This is a genomic window from Clostridium amylolyticum (assembly GCF_900142075.1).
GTDB classification, from domain to species: Bacteria; Bacillota; Clostridia; order Clostridiales; family Clostridiaceae; genus Clostridium_AA; species Clostridium_AA amylolyticum.
Genome location: NZ_FQZO01000008.1, coordinates 11,362 through 37,902, shown reverse-complemented (window position 1 = coordinate 37,902; position 26,541 = coordinate 11,362). Strand labels below are relative to the sequence as shown.

Genomic DNA, 26,541 nt, shown 5'->3' with positions numbered 1-26,541 from the left:
TATCTTTAGTTTTTTGTAAACAATTACTAATATGCTTTTTATCTTAGTATATGAATTTTTTGATGAAAATGCTAGTGATAAAGTAATCCCTTTTAGGCATTACTTTATTTTTTATGTATTATGTGTTAATATACAAAAGAATATTATATTAAGTTATAAAATAATGGGAGAAAATATTAATGTTTAAAATAAATCCAGATAAACAATTAAGTATAAAACAGAACATGCTATATAATAGTATAGGAAATTTTATTTATGGAATTTCTCAATGGCTACTAGTTGTAATTGTAACACGTTTGAAAGGGTATGAAGATGCTGGAGTATTATCACTGGCAATAGCAGTGGTTGCTGTATTATATACGATTTCACTTTATGGGATGAGAGTATTTCAAGCTACTGATGTATTATATTCATATTCAGATGGTGATTATATTACGTCAAGAATTATAACGGTTATTATTTCATTACCGTTGTGCGTAGCTTTTATTTTCATAAATGGATATAGTAATAATAAAGCTGCTGTAATTGGTGCGTTTATGCTATATAGATGCATTGAAGCATGTAGTGATGTATTTCACGGTATATTACAACGTAAAAAACGAATGGATTACATAGGAATTTCAGTAACTATAAGAGCTATATTAATACTAATAGCCTTTGTAGGCACACTTTCCGCTGGTGGTAGCTTGTGGTTAGCTTGTTTATCTATGGCGGTAGCAAGTGTTATAGTTCTATTATTCTTTGATATTCCAAGCACAAAGCATATATGTAAAACCACACCAACATTTTCTGTTAAAAAGCAAAAGTCGTTACTTTGGACATGTTTTCCTTTAATGTCTGCAGCTTTAGTATACAATGCGGTTTTAGCTACACCAAGATATTACCTAGAACGTATTGTAAGTGATGAAATACTGGGGGTTTTTTCTGCTTTATATGTACCAACACTATTCATAACTTCAATGGCTACTTATTTATTATCTCCCATTGCAGTAGAGTTTGGAGAATGTGTTAAAAATAATGATTACAAGAAGTTTATGAAATTATTTTATACATCTTCGGCTTTAATAATGGGTGTATCTATTATTGCTTCAGGTGGTGCTTATATTTTGGGAGATTTTGCACTGAAAATATTCTATGGAAAAGATATGAGCAATTATATAATTCAGTTTGTGGCACTTACTTTTATTAGTGGATTATATGCTTTAATTTTCTTAATGGGTAATATTTTTACCGTTTTAAGATGGCTTTATTTTATGTTAATAACACATATAATTGTTTTTGTTATATCTATAGCAATAACACCACAAATAATATCATCCTTTGAGCTATGGGGAGCAGTATTTGTAACGGGATTTATTGCAATCATATATTTAATAATAAATATTGGAGGAATTATTTACTTAAATAGGAAGAGCAAAAACGAAAAGCTTAATTAAATGATGTTTTTTTATCGTAAATTTTATAAAGTAATTTAAGTGAGGAGTTATCATGGAAACAAAGAAAGCTTCAATTATTATACCAATATATAATGCTGAAAAACACATTGCAAAATGTGTTGAAAGTGCTATTAATCAAACTTTTAATGATTATGAAATTATCTTACTGAATGATGGTTCTCAGGATTCCTCTCAAATGTTAATAGAAGAATTTCAACAGAATTATCCTGAAAAAATAAGAATATTCTATCATGATAACGTTGGTGTTGCTATTACAAGAAATAGAGGTATAGAATATTCATGTGGAGAATATCTATTTTTTATAGATAATGATGACTACATTCTACCTGATTATGTACAAAAATTCGTTGCAGAAGCTGAAAGAACTCAAGCTGATATGGTTATTGGTTGGCATAATCAGATTGAAAATGGAGGTAGTAAAGTTAAACTTCGAAAGTTACAAAATGAAGAGTGGTCGGCTTTTAGGTTTCTTACTCCATGGGCTAGAGTTTACAGAAAGTCATTTTTATTAGATAATAATATAAGATTTTTAAATACAAAAATGGGTGAAGAAATATATTGTTCAGTGCTCGCTGCGATAAAGGCGAAGAAAGTGTCTATATTACCTTATTCAGGTTATAATTGGATTGTAAATCCTGATTCAGTATCTCATACTCTGCAGAAAGGCTTTCAATCTAAAGCAAGTCCAATAAAAATGCTAAATAGTCTTTTTCAAAGTATTAACATAAATGAACTTAGCTTAGATAAAAAAGAAGAACTAGAATATTTCTATATAAAATATTGCATATGGTATATGTTAGACAGTGGAAGAGGCGTAGGAATTAAAGCAATGAAAGCTGAATATGATACTATATTTGGAAAGTTAAAAGAGCTATTTCCAAACTATAGAAAAAACAAGCTCCTAGGTGTTTTAACACCTAAGGGAGAAGTATTTTCTACTAGGTTTATAGTTTGGATAATAGTAATATTACAAGGTTTTGGATTGGATAAAACAATTTTTTGGTTATATTCACTAATATAAAATATTGTATAGTTTTTGAGGAGAAATAAAATGATTATTACAAGAGCACCATTTAGAGTAAGCTTCTGTGGTGGCGGAAGCGATCTTCCAAGTTTTTATCAACAATTTGATGGATGTGTTTTAAGCACAAGTATAAAAAAATATATGTATATTACTATTCATCCAGATTTTTATAAGGATTCAATAGTGCTTAAGTACTCACAAACTGAAATAGTAAAAAGTATTGAAGAAATAAAACATAAAATTTTTAAGCAGTGTTTATCAGATTTTAATTTAAGTGGAGTAGAGATTTCAAGTATGGCAGATGTTCCTGCAGGTACTGGACTTGGTTCTTCAAGTACATTTACAGTTGCATTACTTCATTTGCTATATACGTACCAAGGAAAGTTTGTTTCAAAGGAAACATTGGCCAAGGAAGCTTGTATGGTTGAAATAGATAAATTAGGTGAACCCATAGGGAAACAAGATCAATATGCAGCAGCCTATGGAGGCCTTAATTTTTATACATTTAACCGTGATGGCTCAGTAAAAGTAGAGCCTGTAATTATGAAAAATCAAAGTTATAAAGATCTTGAGCAAAATTTGTTAATGTTTTATACAGGAGATGTTCGTTCAGCATCAAAAATACTTGCAGAACAATCTTCAAATATGAAATTAAAAGATAAGGTTAAAAATCAATTAAAAATGTGTGAGTTGACAAAAACACTTAAAAAAGAACTTGAAAGTAATAATATCGATGCTATGGGTGATATTCTTAATGAAGGTTGGTTCTTAAAAAGAGAGCTTGCTTCAGGAATATCCAACCCTGTAATTGATGATATGTATACAACAGCTCGAGAAGCTGGTGCAAGTGGTGGTAAATTATTAGGTGCTGGTGGTGGAGGTTTTCTGCTTTTTTATGTAGATGAAAAGAATCAAAGTAACGTAAGAAAAGCATTAAGCCCACTTAGGGAAATGGATTTCCATTTTGATAATAGTGGTTCATCAATTATTTTTGTAGATAGAGATTCTAAATAAATATTGAAAGGAAGAAAATTATGAATATACTTGTAGCAGGTGGTGCTGGATTTATAGGAAGTCATCTTATTGATGCTTTATTAAGTGAAGAACATAGTATAATATGTGCAGACAATATGGTTTTAGGTAATACTGACAATATTGCTCATTTAAAAGAAAATAAAAACTTTGTTTTTATGAAATGTGATCTTTCAAAGCAAGAAAATACTGATTTTATTTTTAAAAAATACAATATAGATATGGTGTACCATCTTGCAGCAAATTCAGATATACAAAAAGGTGCATTACAACCTGATATTGATTTTTATGATACTTTTATGACAACACGTTGTATTTTAGAGAGCATGAGGAAATTTAATGTTAAAAAACTTTTCTTTGCATCTACTTCTGCTGTTTATGGAGAAATGTGCGATGTCAATTTGGAGGAAACTACAGGTGGAATTAAACCAGTTTCATATTATGGTGGAGCTAAGCTTGCTTCTGAAGCTATGATTTATTCATACTGCTCCATGAATGATTTAAAGGTTGTAATATTTAGATTCCCTAATGTTATAGGACCTAGGCTAACTCATGGTGTAATATATGATTTTGTAAAAAAACTTCGTAGTAATCCTAAAAAACTTCAGATTTTAGGCGATGGAACTCAGTGTAAGCCTTATTTACATGTATTTGATTTGGTTAACGGAATTATGATGTTTACAAGAGAAATAAAGCAAGGAGCTGAAGTGTATAATATTGGTGTAAAGTCTGCTACTACGGTTACAAGAATTGCAGAAATAGTAAGAGATAAAATGGGATTAAAAAATACTTCATTTGAATATACCGGAGGAGATAGAGGATGGAAGGGAGATGTGCCTAAATTTGAATATGACATCTCTAAAATTACGGACGCAGGGTGGAGGCCAACTATGTCATCAGATGAGGCGGTAGAAACCACAGTTGAAGAGGTACTGAAATGATAGCTGTTATTATGGCTGGAGGTAAGGGAACACGATTAAAAGATATTGCAGTTGATATACCTAAACCTATGGTGCCAGTGTGTAATAAGCCCGTTTTAGAACATCAGATTATAAATCTTAAAAAAAGTGGAATAACAGATATTATATTAATAATTGGTCATTTGGGAGAAAGAATTAAAGAGTATTTCAAAGACGGAAGAAAGTTGGATGTAAATATATCATATGTGATAGAAGAAACACCATTAGGTACAGCAGGAGCTTTGTACTATATAAAAGATAAAATAAAGGAAGATTTTTTTCTGATTTTTGGGGATTTAATGTTAGATGTGGACTGGAAGAGAATGAAGTGCTTCCATAAAGAAAAAGGAGCAGCTATAACCCTTTTATCCCACCCTAATTCCCACCCTTTTGATAGTGACTTAATCATAGCTGATAAAAACAATAAGGTTATTAATTGGGATTCAAAACATAATATTCGTGATTATTATTATAAAAATCTTGTAAATTCAGGAATATACATTATTTCACCTATAGCATTAAAGTATATCATTGAACCTAAGAAAATGGATTTTGAAAAGCATATAGTAATTCCTGCTATTAATGAATTAGGGGTATACTCTTATCGTTCTACGGAGTACGTAAAAGATATGGGAACTTTAGAAAGGTACGAAGCTGTAAGTTCTGACTACTCTAAAGGAGTAATTAAGAGAAAAAACCTTAAAAATCCACAAAAGTGTATTTTTTTAGATAGAGATGGAACATTAAATGAGCTTGATGGTTTTATTAATAATAATAATAAGATAAAACTAATAGAGGGAGTAGCTGATGCTATTAAGCTGATAAATGCTTCAGAGTACTTATGTATTATTATTACTAATCAACCTGTAATTGCTAGAGGTGAGTGTTCTTTTGAAGAACTTCAAGTAATACATAATAAAATCGAGACTATTCTAGGAAAAGCAGGAGCTTATGTGGATGATATTATATTTTGTCCTCATCACCCTCATAGTGGTTACAAAGGAGAAGTAAAAGAACTTAAAGTTAACTGTAATTGCAGGAAACCTAACATTGGAATGATTACTGATGCGGTAGATAGGTATAATATAAATCTTGAAGAATCATGGTTTATAGGTGATACCACAGTGGATATTCAAACAGGAATAAATGCTGGAACTAAAACTATTCTTCTATTAACAGGAGAAAAGGGGCAAGATGGTAAATACTCTGTAGTTCCAGATACTATAAAGTTAAATTTGTTAGATGCAGTTAAGCATATAATGGAGGTTTAAAAATGAATTTTTTAAATGATATTACAATTTACTTAGAGACCCTTACGAGAGTTATTAATAACTTAGATAAAAATGAGATTAATAGAACTATGCAAGCAATTTTAAAAAAGTATAATGAGCAAGCTACTATTTATATTTTTGGAAATGGAGGAAGTGCTGCTACTGCTTCGCATTTTGTGTGTGACTTTAATAAAGGTGCCTGCATGGATGCTAAGAATAAGTTTAGATTTATTTGTTTAAATGATAACACTCCAATAATTACAGCTATAGCCAATGATATATCTTATGATGATATATTTTCTTATCAGCTTCAAGGAGTATTATCAAAAAATGATATGGTAATTGCTATTTCTGGAAGTGGAAACTCAAAAAATATAATAAAAGCAGTTAAGTATGCAAAGGAAATTGGCTGTGAAGTAGTGGGGATTACTGGATATGATGGTGGTTTATTAAAGAAATATGCGGATTATAGTTTACATGTGGATATAAATGATATGCAGAAGGTTGAGGACGTACATATGGCTTTTGATCATATGATGATGCAAATCTTTTCTAAATATTTGCTTGAACAGGAGGCAAAATAGAGTGAGCATTAACCATAGAATAAGTATAATTGCTCCTGTATATAACGTTGGAAAATATCTTGACTGTTTTTTTGAAAATATGATAAAGCAAACTTATCAAAGCTTTAAGATATTTTGTGTATATGATGCCTCTACAGATAACTCTTTGGATATATTGAAAAAGTATGAGAAGCTATATCCAGATAAAGTAGAAGTAATTATAAGCCTTAAGAAAAATGGTCTTGGAGCAGCTAGGGATCTAGCTTTAGATAGTGGAAAAGTAAAAGGTGAATATGTGTTGTTTCTTGATCCTGACGATTATCCTGAAGTGAATTTTTTGGAAAAGATGATACATACTGCAGATAAAACAAAAGCAGATATAACTATCTGTGGATTTGATCGCTTTGACGATGAAACAGGTAAGGTTTACTGTATAGAAATGACTAAGAATAAGAGTAATTATATTACTGATATAACAGAATCGGATACTATTGCTTATGTAAATCCTGCTGTATGGAATAAGTTATATAGGTATAGTGTAATAGAAAATTCTAGATTTACAGAAATTAAGAGAGCTGAGGATTTAATATATCTTATGCGTATATTGCCTAAAGTTAAATCCGTAGCCTTTATAAATGAAGTATTATACCATTATAGAGTGCGTTATGACTCTTTAAGTAATACTATAAAAGAGAGAGATTATGATGAGTTTTTAGATACTATAAAAGTTGTTAAGTCTGAATATAATATAAACTATAAGAATTTTAACAGTTATATATCCCTTCTAGAACTTATGGTATTTATTCATGCAGGTGTTTCGTTCACATATAGATTAGCAGCATCCGATAAAAAATCTACTAACATGTATATAAGAAAAACAAAGGATTATTTGAATGAAAATTTTCCAGGTTGGAGTAAAAATAAGTATCTAAATATTAGTCATTGTATTAAGGGTGGGGTAAAAAAGATTGGACTTTGGGGTTGTCGTCTTTTGTATAAAATAAACATGTTCAAACTTTTTATAAGTTTTTACAACTTTATTATTTACCGTTTAAAGGTTGATATTAAATGGTGATAAGGCTAACCCCACATGTCTTTTTTTACTAGAGGGGAGAGATATTATGACACTGAAAAAAAGCTTGAGAATAACTTTAGGAATATTGATAATTATAGCAATTTCCTTAATTATAGAATGCTTTTTTATAAATTTTAAATATTGGACTTTGCCAAAATCAAAAAGGGGAATGACAGAGATATCTTTACAGGATCTGGAATTTAGTAACGCATCATACTCTAATGGCACTATAACTGTAAATGATAAAAATTCTTTTTTTAAGATTAAATCAAAGGGATATATTTCATATCTTACAGTTATATCGTATAATCCTAAGTTAAAAGGGTTTTACATGTATGTTGATGATAATAAGCATCACGTTAATCCTGCCAAAAGATTTGAAGTTAATATGAATTATAAATCATTTTCATCTATAGCTACAAATGGAAACATGGAAAATATTAAGTTTTATTTTGAGGCTGTTGATAATAAATACCCTATTGATGTTTCCTTTAATAAGATTTTCATTGATAATAGATTTTATCCTAATTTAATGAGAGCAGCTTTGATAGCTATTTGTCTTATATTAGTTGCATATATAGTTTTATACAGAAATATAGCATTTAAAAAATTGCATATCACCTTCCTTGTAATATGTATCTTATTTGGTACATATATTGCTATACTAAAACCATTTAAATTTTCTTGGGATGAGTCAGAGCATTTTATTAAGTCTTATTATTTATCTTATGGAAAGTTTGATTTAATAGAAAAACCTCCTATAAAGTTACCTAAGAACTTTGTAGATTTTATGGAAAATCCTGTTCCGCAAACTTTTAGAGAAAAAGTAGCTTATACAAAACAATTTTCTACAAAGGAATATCCTATAAAAGAATATGTGAATTCTACGGCCAAGAATTATACAAGTGTTACATATTTACCTTCAGCACTTGGAATATGGATTTCTAGAAGTTTATCTATTCCATTTATATATACTATGTTTTTTGGAAGAATATTTTCTCTTATAGCATATGCAGCATTATGTGCCTTTGCAATTAAAAATGCGAAAATAGGTAAAAGACTTATATTTATTATAGCCTTATTACCCACTAGTGTGTTACTTGGAGCATCCTATTCAGCAGATCCTTTAACCACAGCTTATGCATTACTTTGTACGGTTCAGTTTATAAATATGATATGTGCACCTGATAAATCAATAAATTATAAGAAGATGGGATTACTTACTATTTTAACAATTTTACTTATAGCTGCTAAACCAACCTACGCTCCGTTTGCTTTATTTCTGTTAGCTATACCAAAGACTAAATTTAAAGATGAAAAGCAAAGTAAGTTTTTTAAAGTAGGGGCATTTATATCTTGCGTAGTTGCATCTATATTTATAGTTATGTATACTTTAAGGTTTAAAGAACCTGCCTGGCCAATACCAGGAGTAAACCAAAAAGAACAAATTAGATTTATAATAGAAAATCCTTTTATTTATTTAATGAGATTTATTAAAGCTATTTTTGAAAATGCACTAATATATCTACAAGGATCTTCTATAGATTTAGCTTATAGTAAATCTATAGACTTATTTTGGCTTTTACTTATTTTTATACTAATATTAGTAATTACTTTGGTAGATTATGAGGAACAATGTATTAATTTAAAATGGCTTCAAAGGCTGACATTATTTTTAGTAGTATTTTGTAGCTGGGGACTTGTATATACTTCTTTATATCTCTCATTTACACCTGTTAGTGATTTAAGAGCAAATGGTGTACAACCACGCTACATTACGCCATTGTTATTGCCTTTAACACTATTATTTAAGAATAATAATATAAAATTTGAATCAAAACAAAAAGATTTCAAATTAAATAGACTAATAATAATTTCTATGATAATAGTACTTTTAGTAACCTCTCAGTTTCTGTTAATAAAACATAGTATGTAGTGCAAAATAAGTAAATATAATTAGATATAGTTATATTGAAAAATAATAAAAGGCGGGGATTCAAATGAAAAAACTCATTATTATTCCAGCATATAATGAAGAAGAATCTATAGTTAATGTAATAAAGGATATAGAAGAGGATGCTCCATATTACGATTATATAATAATAAATGACGGTTCTACTGATGCTACTAAAGATATATGCATTAGAGAAAATTTTAAATTTATAGATTTACCTATAAATTTAGGTATAGGTGGAGCGGTTCAAACTGGCTACAAGTATGCTTTAGAAAATGATTATGATTATGCAGTGCAGATAGATGGAGATGGCCAACATGACTGCAAGGATCTTGATAACTTGCTAAATCATCTTTTAGAAAACAATCTTAACATGGTTATAGGTTCTAGGTTTTTGAAAAAAGCAGGTTTTCAATCTACTTTAGCAAGAAGAATGGGTATAGTTTATTTTTCTAAGATAATAAAATACCTTACAGGAGTGACTGTTACAGATCCTACTTCAGGATATAGGATGTGCGATAAAAGTGTTATAAAGGTTTTTGCAAAGGATTATCCTACAGACTATCCAGAACCTGAATCTATAGTAAGTATAATAAAGCAAGGATATAAAATTGGGGAAACAGATGCCCATATGAAGGAAAGACAAGGAGGGGTTTCATCTATAAATGCTTTTAAAGCAGTTTATTATATGATTAAAGTTACTCTTGCTATACTAGTTTCTTCTTCAGTACATGGTAAAAGAAATAAGAAGAAGGTGATGGGATATGATGCTGAAATTTAGAGTTATTTTAGCCATAGTGGTGATTGTAGCATTTTATTATATGTTTAGGCTAATAATAAAGGGAATGCTGCAGCTTAGGTACTCTCTTTTATGGATGGTATTGGGAATAATATTACTTATATTAGCTTTATTTCCTTGGCTTTTAGATTATACATCTAAATTTATAGGGGTATTTAGCCCTACTAATGCTCTTTTCTTCTTTGGATTTGCTTTTACTCTTCCTGTTATATTTAGCCTCAGTATGGCTATATCAAAGCTATCGACAAAGATAAAAGATTTGGCTCAAGAATTAGCTCTATTAAATAATAGATTGAAGGAATTGGAAAAGAATGAGCAAAAATAATAAAAACAAAGATTATTGTAATATAATTTACAATAATCTTTGTTTTTTTACTTATTGTGTTAATTTAATACAAATATTTCATATAGTAAAATACTGTGATATAATAAAATTGGTTAACACAAATGGAGTTATTAAGGGGGTGGACAAATGAAAAATTATAAGAAGATATTTATTGTAATGTTCTTGCTAATGATTGTATTACCATTTAAGAAAGCTTATGCTGGAATAAATGATATGAATGTACAATATAGGGGTCATGTACAAGATGTAGGTTGGCAAAATTATGTTAATGGTGGAGAAGTTATAGGAAGTACAGGTTTTTCAAGAAGATTAGAATCTTTTAATCTACAATTAACTAATTTTCCACCAGGAGCGAAAATAAAATATCAGGCTCATGTAGCTGAAATTGGCTGGCAAAACTGGATGGAAAATGGACAACTTGCTGGAACTACAGGAAAGTCTTTAAGAATGGAAGCAATTAAAATAGTAGTAGAAGGTATGCCGTCAGGTTATCATGTTGAGTACCAAGCTCATGTTCAAGAGATAGGTTGGCAAAACTGGGTGAGAGATGGACAATTAGCTGGAACAACCGGTAGATCACTTCGAATGGAGGCTTTGAGAGTAAGATTAGTAAAGGATAATAGCCTTCAATTGGAAAGTGAAGGGCATTTTCAAGATTTAGGATGGATAATGCCTACATACAATGGAAACAGCTTAAGCTTTGATAATAAAAGTTTGAGAATGGAAGGTATTAAACTAAAAATTAATAATGCACCAGCAGGCATGTCTATTCAATACCAAGGACATAGTCAAGATATAGGCTGGCAAAATTGGGTGCAAAATGGTGAGTTAGCTGGAACTGTAGGTATGAGTTCTAAGCTTGAAGCTTTCAGGGTAAGGCTATTAAATGCACCAGCAGGATGGCACGTAAGATATAAATCTTATGTGGAAGGTATAGGCTGGGAAAAACAGTGGTCTGAAGATGGCATTCAAAGTGGTACTACTGGCCAGAATAAAAAAGTTTTTGCTGTTATTGTTGAGCTGTATTATGATAATACTCCTGGTAAAAACAATCTAGTTTATTCATTAAAGCCTTGGAACTATACCCTAGACAGATTTGCTTTTAGACAATTTGAAGGGGATAGAAATAAGTATCAAGGTACTGCTGCCAGCATACAAACTATAAGAGATTTTACTGAACCTAATAATCAAATAAGCAGTAGCAGGATTTTACAGCACTTAAAAATTAATAAGTTTAGAGAGCCTATTAGCGTAACTGAATTAAATGCATTTTTTGATAATATTACTGTTAAACCAGGCAATAAAAATGTGTTTAAAGGACAGGGACAAGCATTTATTGACGCAGCCAAAGCTGCTAACATAGATACACTATATTTAATTGCACATGCTATGTGGGAAACAGGATATGGTAATTCTACATTGGCACAAGGAATATATGTAGATAAGGTTCAAGGTAATCCAGTACCTCCAGCAACAGTATATAATTTCTTTGGCATTAATGCTTTTGATAGTAACGCAAACTTATATGGTGCTGAAGCTGCTTACAACTTAGGGTGGACAAGCCCTGAGGCAGCTATAAGAGAAGGTGCAAAATGGATCTCTAATAATTACATACACTGTGCTACTTCAACTAAAAAACAATATACAGTATATTATATGAAATGGAACAATTCAGGTTTCGTGGATTCTAGCCAAAATACTTTATGGCATCAATATGCTACAGATGTAAACTGGGCAAATGGAATCGCTTCATTAATGGACAGGCTACTTTACATATATAAAGGTGTTCCTTTAGAAGTGGAAATACCACAGTATAATTAATAAATTTTTAAGCAGAGTTAAAATATACTTTTAGCTCTGTTTTTTTATAGTGGTAACAGAAGGATTAGGGATTAGAATAATAAAACTTGAGTTAATCCTTAACGATTAAAGATATTTAAAGGGATATAAAATGATTTTTAAATCACTTTATATCCATTATTTAATATATAATACTTGTAATTACTTTTTCTGAGTTGGTTTTATATCTTCAAATATATATTTATAAATTTGCTCTTTAGTAGCTGCTTCATCATACTGAAGATACCATATTTTGTTTATTAAACCACCCTTTGAGTAACCGTCTAGAGGGAACCTTTCTTGTTCAATAGTAGACATACCTGAAGTAAATACATCAGTTCCTAGTTTAAGCATATCAGTGGAAGAAAAGCTAGTTGTTACATAAGGAGAAAGTTTATTTACAATGGATGGATATTGAGTTAAACCAGCATTCTTAATTTTATTAAAAAGCGCTTCTAATACAATTCTCTGCCTATCAGTTCTTTCAAAATCTCCGCCAGAAGTGGACCTAATTCTAGAATAAGCTAAAGCCTGCATTCCATCAACTTGTTGGGTACCTGAACCTGCTATGTGCCTTGGACTAACATGTCTAAGTGCAGATTGTTCGTCCACGCTAGCATTTACATATTTAACTTCATCGTCTCTTATTTTTAAGATAATACCACCCATAGCATCGATTATATCTTCCATATTACCAAAGTCCACTGTTACAAAATCTTTTATATTTAAACCAAAGTTTTGATTTAATGTTTTAATAGCAAGTTGAGGACCGCCAAAAGCATAGGCATGATTAATCTTATCTTTTCCATGTCCATCTATATTAACATAAGAATCTCTCATAATTGAGGTCATTTTAAGTTTTTTATGTTTTTTGTCCACAGTTAAAACTATTATGGAATCAGACCTTCCTCTATCCTTTTCACTTCTGCTATCAACACCATATAGTGCAATATTGATTATATTATCTTTGTCTGCAGTTTTGTCAAGAATATCTTTACCAATACCAAGATCTGAGTTAGATTGAGAAATTGGAGTTTTATCTACCTTTCCTAGGGTATTATATACATAAAACAATCCAAATCCTGATAGAAATAAGATTATAAAAAGTATAGTAATTAGTATAATCTTTAATTTTTTAGATTTCTTTTTTTCTTTCCGCATTCTTCTACTGTTATTCATATTTATTCATCTCACCTTCATTATTCATAAGCTAAATATAATTATACTAAATCTACATCCATAATTAAAGTTATTTAAAGATGCTGAAGTTATTATTCATTAGCGGTGAAAGAAAATATTATATAGAGGTGTAAGAAAATATTATATATAGGTGTAAGAAAATATGCAAGAGATTATAAAAAAGGCAAACCAAGGGGATAAAGCTGCTCAGGAAGAGATTATTAAAAAGTTTATGCCACTGATATACAAAGCAAGTCATAAGGTTTATATAGCTGGCTATGAGGAGGAAGATCTTATACAAATAGGAGCGGAGAGTATATTAAAAGCTGTGCAAAAGTTTGATTCTAATAAGAATACAAGTTTCACAGCTTATGTTAAAAATACTGTTGAAAATAATTACAAGTATTTGGTTAGAGGCAAGGTTAAGGAAAACTACGTTAAAAGTCTTAATGAATTACAGGAGGATGGTTTTGAATTAGAAGATCATATTCCTATGGATTTTAACCTGGAGAATTATGTAGTAAATAGTGAATTGAAGAAAAAGCTAAGAGAAGCCATAGAAAGTTTAACCCCTGAGGAAAAAGAGCTTTTGCATTATGCTTTCTATAAATACCACGGGGGTCTCACAGAATATGCTAAGGCAAAGAGCATGGATTATAATAAGGTTTACAAACTTAAAAATTCTTTAATTAATAAATTAAGGGAATATATAGTATAATAATATTAGTCCCTAACATAATTACCGAAGGGAATGATATTATATGAAAAAAGAGCAGCAAAAAAAGGGAGCCATGAGTTTCCCTAGGTTTGTCATTCTTTTAATAAAGAAGATTAATGATGATGATATATTTATGCTTTCATCTCAGCTTGCATATAGCTTAATCGTGGCATTTTTCCCCTTTCTTATATTTTTAATGACTTTAATAGGAAGAAGTTCTTTAAGCAGTGATTCTGTGTTATCTTATATTAATAGTGTATTACCAGATAGCGCTTATGAATTGGTTAAACATACAGTAATTGAAGTGTTAGAAGGAAAAGGGACTGCATTACTTCCTGCTTCTCTGCTATTTGCTGTTTGGAGTGCTTCCAGGGGAGTAGCTGCAGTGATTAGAGGGCTTAATAAGGCTTATAATGAAGATGAGAGAAGAGGGTTTTTTAAGCTTATAGTTATATCTATATTTTCTACTTTAGGTTTAGCTTTAATGATACTTGTGGCACTTTTTTTCTTTGTACTGGGAGATGTAATAAAAAAGATAATAATGCAATACCTGCCCTTTGATAATTTTGTGGTGGTACTTTGGCAGTTATTAAGGTTTACTCTTATTATATTGTTTATAACCTTAACCTTTGCTGCCCTGTATCATTTTGCTCCATCAAAAAGACTTGGATGGATGGAGGTTATGCCAGGAGCAGTGGTGGCTACTTTAGGGTGGTTAATAACTTCTTTAGGTTTTTCCTATTATGTGAATAATTTTGCTAATTATTCGCGGTTCTATGGAAGCCTAGGGGCTATAATCATATTACTCACTTGGCTTTACTTAAGCTCTATGATTGTTTTAATCGGTGGAGAGGTAAATGCTATATTGGCTAAGCATAATAAAGAAATATAATTTAACTGTAGATTGATTGAAAAAAATATCAACATAATGATAATACTTTATGAAGCTGACTGTTGAATAAATTTATTAAAGGTTACTTTAAAGGGAAAAGATCCTTCTAAAGTAACCTTTTTAATTAAATATATAGTCTTTCATCTGTTTTATAGTTTCTTCTTTATTAAAGGTTAAGTAATAAATGCCATTTATCATTTTCCCTTGGCAGAAGCCATCCTGAGGAAATCTCTTTTTGGTAAACTTTAAGTTTTCTACAGATAGAGTATCGTTACTTTTTAGACACTTCATTAAATATGGCTCTTTATCTTTCTGTCCTTCATAATCTCTCTTACTAGATTCCCATGTTCTACTATAATCTAAAGGGCTGAGAATACACAATTACAATGTAATGTTTCTATAAAGAACTTTCCACTTTTAATATTTTCTTCATAAGTATCTTCAATAAAATCTATTATAAATTATATTATACATTAATGTGTACTTAAGTACACATTAATGTATAATTATTAAATAAACAATATTTTTATTTAAAAATTTTGGTATAAAATGTCGGTTGAAACATATAATTTGATATATTAGTATAATCTTATAAAACTTCGTTTTTAATAGGATTTTAGTAAGAAAATCATTTTAATTTAAAAAAACATAAAAAGATAAGGTATTTTGGATTTTTATGCAGTAATCATCATATATCAAGTGTCTAAAAATGGACATGATGTTAATAAAATGATAGTATTTATTTATACGTAAATTTTTAAAAAGGGTGCAAATGTGTTTTAAGTTATAAAAAATTTGAGTTTTTAATCAAAGGAGGAGGTTAAATGAAGATATTTGCAAAGCATAGAAAATTTATTTTGGCAATTTATGACATAGTTTTTATAAATTGTAGTTTTCTAATGGCATTATTTTTTAGATTCTATACTGATATTCCTACACTATATATTGAACACTATAAAAGGGCATTTTTGCCTATAACAGCAGTATATTTATTAATATTTTATTTCTTTAACCTCTACAGCAGCCTGTGGAGTCTTGCAAGTATCGATGAGTTTATGATAGGAGGGGTTAGTAACCTTTTAGCTAATTCTATTATACTTATTGCAAGCTCTTTTTTTGATGATAGATTACCCTTTTCTGTAATAATATTAGCTGGTGTATTTATCATTATATTTACTTTAGGATTTAGAATGCTTTTTAGAATTTATAGAAGAGCAACCTTAATGTTTAGGAAAATAGACAAAAGTGGATTTAAAAGAGTACTAGTGGTAGGGGCTGGGATGGCTGGTCTCAGCATAGTAAAGGAAATATATACTCATCCCGAAATGAAATATGAAGCAATAGGATTTATCGATGATGATAAGAATAAGATTGGCAAAATAATAAGAAACATAAGAGTAATGGGAGATAGGAATTCCATTAAGGACATGGTAGATAGATATGCTATAGACCTTATAATTATAGCCATACCTTCATTACCTGTGAAGGAAAGAAAAGAGTTAGTAAAGTTATGTAACGAAACCAGATGTAAGACAAAGATAATTCCAGGAGTATATGAGCTTTTAGATAATACGGTTTCTTTAAGCAAAATGAGAAATGTAGATGTAAAAGATTTGTTAGGAAGAGAACCCATAAAGCTTGATAATAAAGGAATTTCAGATTATATTACTGGAAAGACAGTGCTGGTAACAGGAGGAGGGGGCTCTATAGGGTCAGAGCTGTGTAGGCAGATTGTTAATTATAAGCCAAAAGAACTTATTATATTAGATATATACGAAAACAATGCTTATGACCTACAAAATGAACTTATAAGAAAATACCCTAGTTTAAATTTAAAGGTACTAATAGCCTCTGTGAGAGATAAAAGAAGGTTGGAAAAGGTATTTGATGAATACAGACCTCATGTAGTATTTCATGCAGCAGCCCATAAACATGTGCCTCTTATGGAATTTAACCCAGAAGAAGCTATTAAAAACAATGTGATGGGAACCTTGAATACTGCAGAATGTGCAGATAAATATGGTGCAAATAGGTTTGTATTAATATCTACAGATAAAGCTGTAAACCCCACCAATGTAATGGGAGCGTCTAAAAGAATGTGTGAAATGGTAATACAAGCCATAGACGCAAAAAGTAAAACAGAGTTTGTAGCAGTAAGATTTGGAAATGTACTAGGAAGTAATGGTTCTGTAATTCCACTATTTAAAAAGCAAATAGAAGAGGGTGGACCAGTTACAGTAACCCACAAAGAAATTACAAGGTTCTTTATGCTAATTCCAGAAGCAGCACAGTTAGTACTTCAGGCAGGAGCTTTTGCTAAGGGTGGAGAAATATTCGTACTAGACATGGGAAGTCCAGTTAAAATATATGACTTGGCAGAGCATTTAATAAGGCTCTCAGGCTTTGAACCAAATGTGGATATAAAGATTGAAGTAACAGGTTTGAGACCAGGAGAAAAGCTTTATGAAGAGCTGCTTATGGATGAAGAAGGCCTTCAGAATACTGACCATGATAAGATATTTATAGGTAAGCCTGGCAATTTTGACTTAAGCGTTGTAAAGTCTCAGATTTTTGCAATTATGGATTTAATAAAATTTGGGAAAAATGATTTGTTAGTGAGAAAAATTCAAGAGGTTGTACCTACATATAAAACCACAGAAGGTAATGACATCACTAATAAGGAAATGACTGAAGAATTAAGTGTTTTTCAAGAAATTGTTATGAATAATAGTGGTAGTTAGAATAATTATAATTAGCATATAAATCTTTATTTTCTAAGAAAATTATTTTCATAAAGATTTAAATATGGCGTGGGAGTGTTGTTATGATCTATTTAAAAATTAAGAGGATTATTGATTTGATATTATCAATTTTTGGACTTATTATTTTATCTCCACTATTTCTTATATTAATTATAGCAATAAAACTGGACACTAAGGGGCCAGTGCTTTTTAAGCAGATGAGAGTTGGTAAGAACAAAACACATTTTAATATATTAAAGTTTAGAACTATGAGAATAGATACACCCAAAGATATGCCTACACACTTGCTTAAAAATCCTGAGCAATACATAACTTCAGTGGGAAAGTTCTTGAGAAAAACTAGTTTAGATGAACTACCACAAATAATAAACATTCTAATGGGGAATATGAGTATTATAGGTCCTCGTCCTGCTCTTTATAATCAGTATGATTTAATAGGTGAAAGGGACAAGTATGGTGCTAATAATATAAAACCAGGACTTACAGGATGGGCACAAATAAATGGTAGGGATGAATTACCTATTGAAATTAAGGCGAAGCTGGATGGGGAATATGTAAAGAATATGTGTTTTTTATTTGATATTAAATGCTTCTTTGGAACTATTATTTCTGTAGTAAAGCATGACGGAGTTTTGGAAGGTGGAACTGGAAGTTTAAATGATCAAGTAAATGCTTTTAGCAAGGAGAAAATTTCAGGATGAAAAAAATATTGATAACAGGTGCTAATAGTTATATAGGTACTAGCTTGGAAAAGTGGTTACAGCAGTGGCCTTTAGACTATAAAGTGGACACTGTAGATATGATAGATGGGACATGGAAAGGAAAGGATTTTTCTGATTATGATGTGGTGTTTCATGTAGCTGGAATAGCTCATGTTTCAGCGGATCCTAAATTAGAGGATTTATATTATAAGGTTAATCGAGATCTCGCTGTAGAAACTGCTAAGAAAGCAAAGTCAGATGGAGTTAAGCAGTTTATTTTTATGAGTAGCATTATTGTTTATGGAGATAGTAGCCATATTAATCATAAAAGAGTTATAGATAAAAATACTATTCCAAAACCAAGTAATTTTTATGGGAAAAGTAAGTTGCAAGCTGAAGAAGGAATTCTTCCACTTCAAGATGATAGCTTTAATGTAGTTGTTATAAGACCTCCCATGATTTTTGGAAAAGATTCTAAAGGAAATTATACTAAGCTTGCTAAGATGGCTCAGAAGTTGCCCATATTTCCTGATGTTAAGAATGAAAGAAGTATGCTTCATATAGATAATCTTTGTGAGTTTATTAGATTGATGATTGATAATGAAGAAAGAGGTATGTTTTTTCCACAGAATAGAGAGTTTGTTGGAACTAGTGAGCTGGTGAAGCTTATAGCTGAAGCACATGAAAAGAGGCTAGTATTTACAAGAGTATTTAATCCAATGTTAAAATTAACGGGTAATTTTGTTGGTACGGTTAATAAGGCATTTGGAAATTTGGTTTATGAGAAAAGTATGAGTGAATATAAAGAAGAGTATAGAATTAGGAACTTAAGAGAATCGATAATTAAAACAGAAAGTTAGTGGAAATGGTGGATAAAAAATTGAAAAAACACATCCTGGTTATTACACAATATTTCTACCCTGAACAGTTTCGTATCAATGATATTTGTACAGAATGGGTGAAAAGAGGATACAAAGTAACGGTAGTTACAGGCATTCCAAACTACCCTCAAGGCAAATATTATGATGGGTATGGACTATTCAAGAAAAGAAAAGAAATCTATAACGGCATGGATATTATAAGAATTCCTCTCATTCCAAGAGGTAATAATGGAATTATGCTAGCACTTAATTATCTTTCATTCGTTGTGTCAGGGTTCTTATGGAAAGCCCTCACTAAGATTAAAGCTGATTATGTATTTATATTTGAAGTTTCTCCAATGACGCAGGCGCTTCCAGGTGTTTGGTATGCAAAGAAGAGGAAGATTCCTTGTTACCTGTATGTTACGGATTTGTGGCCTGAGAATGTTGAAATAGTTGCAGGAATTACTAACAAGAGAATCCTAAATTCTATTGGTGTCATGGTTGATTATATTTATAAACGATGCGATAGAATCTTTACATCATCCGAAAGCTTTATACAAGCAATTATAGATCGGGGAACAAAAAGAGAGAAGTTGGAATTCTGGCCCCAATACGCAGAAGATTACTACAAGCCGGTCGATAGAAATAATACAAACATCCCTGAGATTCCACAAGACGATATGTTCAATATTATCTTTGCCGGAAATATTGGATTTGCTCAAGGTTTGGATGTGCTTCCTGAAGCAGCAAAGATCCTTAAAGAGACTAATACAAAAGTAAGATTTAATATCGTTGGAGATGGACGATTTAAAGAAACACTTAAGTCCAATGTTGAAGAAAGTCAAGTTACAGACTACTTCAATTTTATTGATAAGCAACCAGCTACACGCATTCCAGAATTTATGGCTGTTAGTGATGCGACTTTAATAAGTTTATCTAAAAGCAAAGTTTTCTCAATAACACTTCCTGCAAAAACTCAATCATGTTTAGCTTGTGGAGTGCCAGTTATTGTTTCTGCTGATGGAGAAATTCAAGATGTAATTAATAAGGCTGATGCAGGCGTATGTAGTGATGCTGGTGATGCGAAAGGACTGGCTGATAACATTAAAAAGTTAGTTAGCATGTCGGTCGAGAAGCATAAAGATATGGCTCAAAATGCTGTGGAATATTATCAAAAGAACTTTGATAAGGAAACGCTACTTAATAGAATGGATAAATGCTTTTCAAATAACAATCGAAATGAAGGAGATAGGGAATATGTTTAAGGACAAAACATTATTGATTACAGGTGGGACAGGCTCTTTTGGAAATGCTGTTATGAAGAGATTCTTATATACAGGTGTAAAAGAAATACGTATTTTTTCTCGTGATGAAAAGAAACAGGATGATATGAGAAAACAATACAAAAACGATAAATTGAAATTCTATATAGGTGACGTTAGAGACTTGGCTAGCGTTAAGAATGCAATTCATGGAGTTGATTATGTCTTTCATGCAGCTGCACTTAAGCAAGTACCATCGTGTGAATTCTTTCCTCTTGAAGCTGTCAAGACGAATGTAATGGGCACAGACAATGTTCTTACTGGAGCAATTGAAATGGGTATTAAGAAGGTTATCTGTTTGTCGACTGATAAAGCAGCGTACCCGATTAACGCAATGGGAATATCAAAAGCCATGATGGAGAAAGTTTTCGTAGCAAAATCAAAAACAGTAGATCCAGAGAGAACATTAATCTGTGGTACTAGGTACGGAAATGTTATGGCCTCAAGAGGTTCAGTTATCCCACTATTTGTAGATCAAATTAGAAATGGACAACCTTTGACAGTAACAGATCCAAACATGACAAGATTTTTGATGAGTTTAGAAGAAGCGGTTGAACTTGTGGCGTTTGCATTTGAGAATGCTGAAGCAGGGGATATTATGGTTCAAAAAGCTCCTGCATCAACAATTGGAGATTTAGCTCAAGCTGTTAAAGAACTATTTAATGCTGATAATGAGATTAAAATTATCGGTACTCGTCACGGAGAGAAGTTATACGAAACGCTTTTAACGAAGGAAGAATATGTCGGCGCACAAGACATGGGCGGGTTCTATAGAGTTCCTGCTGATAAAAGAGATTTAAATTATGATAAATACTTTGTCGAAGGAAATGAAGAGCTTCAGCAAGTAGAAGATTATAACTCACACAATACAGAGAGGCTCAACGTTGAACAGATTAAGGAGAAACTTCTAAAGCTTGATTATATCCAGGAAGAGTTAAAAAACTGGGAGGGAAGATAATGAAGATTTTAGTCCTAGGCGGAACAGGCATGGCAGGTCATACTATTTCAATATATTTTAAGGAAGCTGGTTATGATGTAACTGCATTTAGTCGTAGCAAAGTAGATTATTGCAAGAACATAAATGGTAACATCACAGATTTTAAGAGCTTAAAGAACATTATCAATGAAGGTCAATATGATGCAATTATAAATGCAATAGGAATCTTAAATAAGGACGCAGAAGATAACAAATCAAATGCGGTTTTATTAAATAGTTATTTGCCTCATTTCTTAAGCAATTTAACTAAAGAGATGAAGACGAGAGTTATTCATATGAGTACGGACTGTGTTTTTTCTGGAAAGACTGGTGGTTACTCAGAGACATCATTCAGAGATGGAGAGACCTTTTATGATAAATCAAAAGCGTTAGGCGAACTAGAAAATAATAAAGACCTTACATTCAGGAATTCAATTATTGGTCCTGATATGAGTGAAAGGGGAATAGGTCTTTTTAATTGGTTCATGAAACAGGATGGCCAGATAAATGGTTTTGCTAAAGCCATATGGACGGGTGTAACCACATTAACCTTAGCAAAAGCAATGGAACAGGCATTAAAAGAAAACCTAACCGGCCTTTACAATCTGGTTAATAATGAAACTATTAGCAAGTATGAGTTGCTTAAACTCTTCAATAAATATATGAAAGATGATCAAATTGAGATTTTACCAAGCAATAAGCTTTTACTGGACAAATCTTTAGTTAATAACAGAAGAGATTTTTCTTTTGAAGTACCTAGTTATGAAGTTATGGTAGCAGAAATGAAAGAGTGGATTGATAATCACAAAGAACTATATCCACACTATTTCAAATAGGGGGAAAGTGTAATGAAGAAATTAAAATTAATGACAATAGTGGGTACTCGCCCTGAAATTATAAAGCTTTCTGAAGTTATAAAGAAAAGTGATAAATACTTTGAACATATATTGGTTCATACAGGTCAGAATTATGACTATGAGTTAAATCAAGTGTTCTTCGAGAATCTAGGCATTAGAGAACCTAACTTTTATCTTAATGTTGTAGGTGAAAATTTAGGTCAAACTATGGGAAATGTACTAGCTAAATCATATGAAATCATGGTTCAAGAACAACCAGATGCAGTACTTGTTCTTGGAGATACTAATTCATGCCTAAGTGTAATTTCTGCTAAGAGGCTTAAAATTCCGATTTTTCACATGGAAGCTGGGAACAGATGTTTTGATGAAAACCTTCCAGAAGAGATCAATAGAAGAATTGTTGATCATACAAGTGATGTGAATCTTTGCTATACAGAACATGCTAGAAATTATTTGAATTGGGAAGGTGTTCCTAAAGAAAGAACTTATGTAGTAGGTTCACCAATGGCGGAAGTATTAAAGGTGAGTAAAGAAAAAATCGATACAAGTAAAGTACTCGAGACATTAGAACTAGAAAAAGGAAAGTATATCTTATTATCAGCTCACCGTGAAGAAAACATAGATAATGAAGATAATTTTATGGCGTTAATGAATGCTGTGAATGCCATGGCTCAAAATTATGATCTTCCAGTTATCTATAGTACTCACCCGAGAAGTAAGAAGTTTATTGAACAAAGAGGATTTAAGTTTCATCCTAATGTGAGAAGCTTACAGCCATTTGGATTTGCTGATTACAATCATCTTCAGCAGAACTCATTCTGTGTTGTGTCTGATAGTGGTACAATTGCAGAAGAAGCTTCTTATTTTAAGTTTCCCGCTGTATCAGTAAGAACAAGTACAGAGAGACCAGAAGCATTGGATAAGGGGAATATGGTAATTGGCAGTATAACTACGGAGCAAGTTCTTCAAGCAGTAGATATGGCTGTGGAGATGAACGCTCAAGGAGATATTGGAGAAGACGTCCCGAATTATGTAGATGAAAATGTAAGCACTAAGGTTGTCAAATTGATTCAGAGCTATACAGGAATAGTGAATAAGATGGTGTGGAGGAAATAGTAATGCATCAATTTTAAAGTTGATAGAGAATAAAAAATTCTAAGGATGTTGATATATGAAGAATAATGGAGTAGTTCATAGAAACGAATTTTTACTTGAAAAAATCTTGATCGTGATGATGTCATGTGTTTTAATAGCAATTTTATTTATGATCCATTTAAATACTCATGATCAAGAATCGTCATTTCATCTTTTTACAATTAGTGGGATAGTTATTTTTGTTTGGATTATATTAACATGGCATCGTTTTGAGAAGAACTTTATAAACTTATATTCTTTTTTCATGGCCTTTTCAGTGCTTTTTTACTTAGGTCAACCTATAGCATTATTGTTAACTAATGAAAATACAAGATTGAAAGTTCATTCTATAGAAATGTATCCATATGCACTTTTAAACAAAACACTACTTTATGTTTTGGTTGCATACTTGTTGATTCATATAGGGGCAATATTATTTAAAAAGAAAATCGCTATATCTAAAAAGTTTTTTAAGGAAAATTATGACTATACAATGGCTATGAATATAGTAGGATTTTTTCTTTTAATTATTTCAACTATACCTACATTGATTTTGATTTCCAATAGTTTAAAGGCTGTATTAGAGCATGGATATATAGGGTTATTTATTGCATCGAACACTATAGCTGTTAATGGTGGATTGATAGGAATTACAGCCGGTTTTTTTATTCCAAGTTTATTTATTCTATTGATTGCAAATTCCCACAAGAAAAAAAAATGGTATATTTACTCAGGGATATTTTTTATTTATATAATAATTGTATTCATTCTCGGTAGACGAGGTGAAAATAGTATTTATTTACTTGGGTATATTCTAATATGGCATAATTTAATTAGCCCAATAACTGGAAAAAAGTTAGTTAAAATATTAATTTTTGGGTTTATTATGATTTTTATCTTAGCAATAATCTCTCAAGTAAGAGCATACTTGAACACGGGTAATATCATAGAAATAATATCTAATTTGATATTGAATTTAGATCTTCTAGAGTTTATCAGAGATATGTTTGGGGAATTTGGAATTACGCTCTTAGTTCCTGCGACCATAATTGATAAAGTTCCAAGTGCTATACCATTCTACAATGGGAAGAGTATCTTGAATTTTTTCCTGTTAATGATTCCTAATGTATTTTGGGATATTAATCCGGGTCTAATTGATGGAACTCTTGAAGGAATAGTAAGTCCATTTATAAGACAAGGGACCTTAGGAGGAGTAGGAGGATCATTTGTGGCTGAAATATATTATAACTTTGGATATTTTGGTTATGTTACCTTTCCACTTATAGGTGTTTTTTTACACAAGTTAAATAATATTTTGAGTCTGAAAACAAAAAAAATAAACAAACTGAACTTTTTCTTTTCAATTTATTTATTTACAGTTGTAATTTGGGTGATTCGAAGTGAAATGATGACAGTTGGAAAAGAAATACTGTATTTCGCTGTTTTCCCCATTGCTCTTATTAAATTAGTGAATAAATTAATTTCAAAGCGAAATGTGATGATACATGAAAATAAAGTGGGGACTGATCATGAAAATAGTGTTCTTAACAAGTAGTTACTATCCTTTTTTTTCAGCAATTGGAAAATGTGTATATAACCTTGTAAATGAATTAAAGAATGAAAATGAGATTATAGTTATTTCAAATATGACCACTATCAACTTAAGTAATGAAGTTTATTTTGAAGGGCAGAAAATTGTAAGGATAAGAACAAGCTCTATGATGAGTAGAGATAGAATCCTAGCACAAAACACGAATAATAAAATTGCTACTCTGATTAATAAAACTAGACTCTATTTGTTAAGAATAGCAGGATACTTAAGAATTATTATTTCAAAACATACTATAGAGAAACCTTTAGTTAAAGAGTACTTTGATGCATTATTAAGTGTTGATAATGTTGATCTTATTATCCCTACATGCTACCCATTTGAGGCAGTAGTGGCCGCACAAGAATATAAGGATAAGATTAATAGAAAGGTTCAGATAATTCCTTTTTTATTTGATAAATTTGCTGACAGTCCAACGCTTCACAGAAATCAATTGAACAAAAAAGCCAAGTATAAATACAACCTTTTGCTTGAAGAACAAATGATTAAGAGTTCAACTAAAGTACTTTATGTTGATTCTTGGTTACAAAAAATGAAAGAACATTTTTCTCAATATGATGAAAAGCTAATCCATGTAGAACATCCTTTAATTATCGATCATTTTTCTGGAATAGCTATTACTAATGAAGTGGCCAATGATGATTATATTGAGATTACTTATACAGGTGTTCTTGATAAGGCAGTTAGACCAGTATCAACTACTCTAAAAATTATTTCGAAAATAATCAAAAAAAACAATAAATTTAGATTTCATTTCTATGTATTAGGCAATGGTATAGATGAAGTTAATTACTACAACAAGGAGTATCCTGATAACATCATTAATCATGGTCAGGTAGAGAGCAATCTTGCATTATCAAAGATTAAACAGAGTGATATTTTACTTTCCATTGGCAATACCGATACCACATTGATACCAAGCAAAATATTCGAGTATATGTCATCTGGTAAGCCGATAATTCATTTTTATCACTCAGATGACGATAGAGTTATTTCAATGCTTAAAGATTATGAAATTGGATATTGTATAGATCAAAATAAAGAAATTATGGATTCAGAGATTTCAAGCTTGATAGAATTTTGTATTTCTAAAAAAACTCATAAGAAAACATTTGAAGAAGTACAAAAAATCTTTTACAAAGCTAATCCGAATTATATTTCAAATATCATTTTAAATGGACGAGGAAAAATAGATGAATAAGGTGTTTT

General features: G+C 30.9%; 24 protein-coding genes. 22 read left to right on the top strand and 2 right to left on the bottom strand.

Features of this window, described 5'->3' with window-relative positions:
• Positions 1 to 179: 179 nt before the first annotated feature.
• The 11 genes from BUA82_RS16265 to BUA82_RS16215 all read left to right on the top strand — a co-directional run bounded on the left by BUA82_RS16265 (position 180) and on the right by BUA82_RS16215 (position 12,301).
• Entirely contained in the window at positions 180 to 1,436 is a 1,257-nt protein-coding gene (locus BUA82_RS16265; RefSeq protein ID WP_073010724.1) for a lipopolysaccharide biosynthesis protein, read from the top strand.
• A 52-nt stretch (positions 1,437 to 1,488) separates the two neighbouring features.
• Positions 1,489 to 2,478, top strand: a complete 990-nt coding sequence (locus BUA82_RS16260; RefSeq protein ID WP_073010720.1) for a glycosyltransferase family 2 protein — start codon at positions 1,489 to 1,491, stop codon at positions 2,476 to 2,478.
• 30 nt (positions 2,479 to 2,508) lie between these two features.
• The gene (locus BUA82_RS16255) at positions 2,509 to 3,495 is read left to right on the top strand and encodes a GHMP family kinase ATP-binding protein (RefSeq protein WP_073010717.1); all 987 of its coding nucleotides are present in this window, start codon (positions 2,509 to 2,511) and stop codon (positions 3,493 to 3,495) included.
• Positions 3,496 to 3,515: 20 nt separating this feature from the next.
• Positions 3,516 to 4,454 carry an NAD-dependent epimerase/dehydratase family protein gene (locus BUA82_RS16250; protein ID WP_073010714.1) on the top strand — a complete coding sequence of 313 codons (939 nt, stop codon included), beginning with the start codon at positions 3,516 to 3,518 and terminating at the stop codon, positions 4,452 to 4,454.
• The gene (locus BUA82_RS16245) at positions 4,451 to 5,743 is read left to right on the top strand and encodes an HAD-IIIA family hydrolase (protein WP_073010712.1); all 1,293 of its coding nucleotides are present in this window, start codon (positions 4,451 to 4,453) and stop codon (positions 5,741 to 5,743) included. Before BUA82_RS16250 ends, BUA82_RS16245 begins: the two co-directional genes overlap by 4 nt.
• Before the next feature lie 2 nt (positions 5,744 to 5,745).
• Positions 5,746 to 6,327 (top strand): SIS domain-containing protein, encoded by a 582-nt coding sequence (locus BUA82_RS16240; RefSeq protein WP_073010709.1) that lies wholly within the window; start codon positions 5,746 to 5,748, stop codon positions 6,325 to 6,327.
• Position 6,328: 1 nt separating this feature from the next.
• A complete protein-coding gene (locus tag BUA82_RS16235; protein ID WP_178140759.1) occupies positions 6,329 to 7,381 on the top strand; it encodes a glycosyltransferase in 1,053 nt (350 codons plus the stop codon).
• A gap of 46 nt (positions 7,382 to 7,427) precedes the next feature.
• Positions 7,428 to 9,317: a DUF2142 domain-containing protein gene (locus BUA82_RS16230; protein ID WP_073010706.1), complete on the top strand. Its 1,890-nt coding sequence runs from the start codon at positions 7,428 to 7,430 to the stop codon at positions 9,315 to 9,317.
• Positions 9,318 to 9,381: 64 nt separating this feature from the next.
• Positions 9,382 to 10,116, top strand: coding sequence for a glycosyltransferase family 2 protein (locus BUA82_RS16225; RefSeq protein ID WP_073010702.1), 735 nt, complete (start codon positions 9,382 to 9,384; stop codon positions 10,114 to 10,116).
• Positions 10,100 to 10,459, top strand: coding sequence for a DUF2304 domain-containing protein (locus BUA82_RS16220; RefSeq protein ID WP_073010699.1), 360 nt, complete (start codon positions 10,100 to 10,102; stop codon positions 10,457 to 10,459). Before BUA82_RS16225 ends, BUA82_RS16220 begins: the two co-directional genes overlap by 17 nt.
• A 147-nt stretch (positions 10,460 to 10,606) precedes the next feature.
• On the top strand, positions 10,607 to 12,301 hold the full coding sequence (locus tag BUA82_RS16215) for a glucosaminidase domain-containing protein (protein ID WP_073010696.1): 1,695 nt from the start codon (positions 10,607 to 10,609) through the stop codon (positions 12,299 to 12,301).
• Positions 12,302 to 12,481: 180 nt separating this feature from the next.
• On the opposite strand, the gene BUA82_RS16210 is transcribed toward BUA82_RS16215, so the two are convergent.
• The gene (locus BUA82_RS16210; RefSeq protein WP_083599994.1) at positions 12,482 to 13,498 is read right to left on the bottom strand and encodes an LCP family protein; all 1,017 of its coding nucleotides are present in this window, start codon (positions 13,496 to 13,498) and stop codon (positions 12,482 to 12,484) included.
• 163 nt (positions 13,499 to 13,661) lie between these two features.
• On the opposite strand from BUA82_RS16210, the gene BUA82_RS16205 reads away from it, so the two are divergent.
• The gene (locus tag BUA82_RS16205) at positions 13,662 to 14,216 is read left to right on the top strand and encodes a sigma-70 family RNA polymerase sigma factor (RefSeq protein WP_073010693.1); all 555 of its coding nucleotides are present in this window, start codon (positions 13,662 to 13,664) and stop codon (positions 14,214 to 14,216) included.
• A 43-nt stretch (positions 14,217 to 14,259) separates the two neighbouring features.
• Positions 14,260 to 15,108: a YihY/virulence factor BrkB family protein gene (locus BUA82_RS16200; RefSeq protein WP_073010691.1), complete on the top strand. Its 849-nt coding sequence runs from the start codon at positions 14,260 to 14,262 to the stop codon at positions 15,106 to 15,108.
• 120 nt (positions 15,109 to 15,228) lie between these two features.
• Here the strand turns inward: BUA82_RS16200 and BUA82_RS20790 are convergent, their stop codons facing one another.
• Positions 15,229 to 15,399, bottom strand: coding sequence for a hypothetical protein (locus BUA82_RS20790; protein WP_178140758.1), 171 nt, complete (start codon positions 15,397 to 15,399; stop codon positions 15,229 to 15,231).
• 533 nt (positions 15,400 to 15,932) lie between these two features.
• Between BUA82_RS20790 and BUA82_RS16190 the strand changes: the two genes are divergently transcribed.
• The 9 genes from BUA82_RS16190 to BUA82_RS16150 all read left to right on the top strand — a co-directional run bounded on the left by BUA82_RS16190 (position 15,933) and on the right by BUA82_RS16150 (position 26,533).
• Positions 15,933 to 17,849, top strand: a complete 1,917-nt coding sequence (locus BUA82_RS16190) for a polysaccharide biosynthesis protein (protein WP_073010686.1) — start codon at positions 15,933 to 15,935, stop codon at positions 17,847 to 17,849.
• Positions 17,850 to 17,932: 83 nt separating this feature from the next.
• Entirely contained in the window at positions 17,933 to 18,571 is a 639-nt protein-coding gene (locus BUA82_RS16185) for a sugar transferase (RefSeq protein ID WP_073010683.1), read from the top strand.
• Positions 18,568 to 19,431, top strand: a complete 864-nt coding sequence (locus BUA82_RS16180; RefSeq protein ID WP_073010680.1) for an NAD-dependent epimerase/dehydratase family protein — start codon at positions 18,568 to 18,570, stop codon at positions 19,429 to 19,431. Before BUA82_RS16185 ends, BUA82_RS16180 begins: the two co-directional genes overlap by 4 nt.
• 20 nt (positions 19,432 to 19,451) lie before the next feature.
• Positions 19,452 to 20,699 (top strand): glycosyltransferase family 4 protein, encoded by a 1,248-nt coding sequence (locus tag BUA82_RS16175; protein ID WP_178140757.1) that lies wholly within the window; start codon positions 19,452 to 19,454, stop codon positions 20,697 to 20,699.
• On the top strand, positions 20,692 to 21,714 hold the full coding sequence (locus BUA82_RS16170) for a nucleoside-diphosphate sugar epimerase/dehydratase (protein ID WP_073010674.1): 1,023 nt from the start codon (positions 20,692 to 20,694) through the stop codon (positions 21,712 to 21,714). The genes BUA82_RS16175 and BUA82_RS16170 overlap by 8 nt, the downstream gene beginning before the upstream one ends.
• Positions 21,714 to 22,568: an SDR family oxidoreductase gene (locus BUA82_RS16165; protein WP_073010671.1), complete on the top strand. Its 855-nt coding sequence runs from the start codon at positions 21,714 to 21,716 to the stop codon at positions 22,566 to 22,568. Before BUA82_RS16170 ends, BUA82_RS16165 begins: the two co-directional genes overlap by 1 nt.
• Before the next feature lie 12 nt (positions 22,569 to 22,580).
• The gene (wecB, locus tag BUA82_RS16160; RefSeq protein WP_073010668.1) at positions 22,581 to 23,705 is read left to right on the top strand and encodes a non-hydrolyzing UDP-N-acetylglucosamine 2-epimerase; all 1,125 of its coding nucleotides are present in this window, start codon (positions 22,581 to 22,583) and stop codon (positions 23,703 to 23,705) included.
• A 55-nt stretch (positions 23,706 to 23,760) separates the two neighbouring features.
• Positions 23,761 to 25,278, top strand: coding sequence for an O-antigen polysaccharide polymerase Wzy (wzy, locus tag BUA82_RS16155; protein WP_073010665.1), 1,518 nt, complete (start codon positions 23,761 to 23,763; stop codon positions 25,276 to 25,278).
• Complete coding sequence (locus tag BUA82_RS16150) at positions 25,253 to 26,533, top strand: glycosyltransferase family protein (protein ID WP_073010662.1); 1,281 nt, start codon at positions 25,253 to 25,255, stop codon at positions 26,531 to 26,533. Before wzy ends, BUA82_RS16150 begins: the two co-directional genes overlap by 26 nt.
• The last annotated feature ends 8 nt before the right edge of the window (positions 26,534 to 26,541 follow it).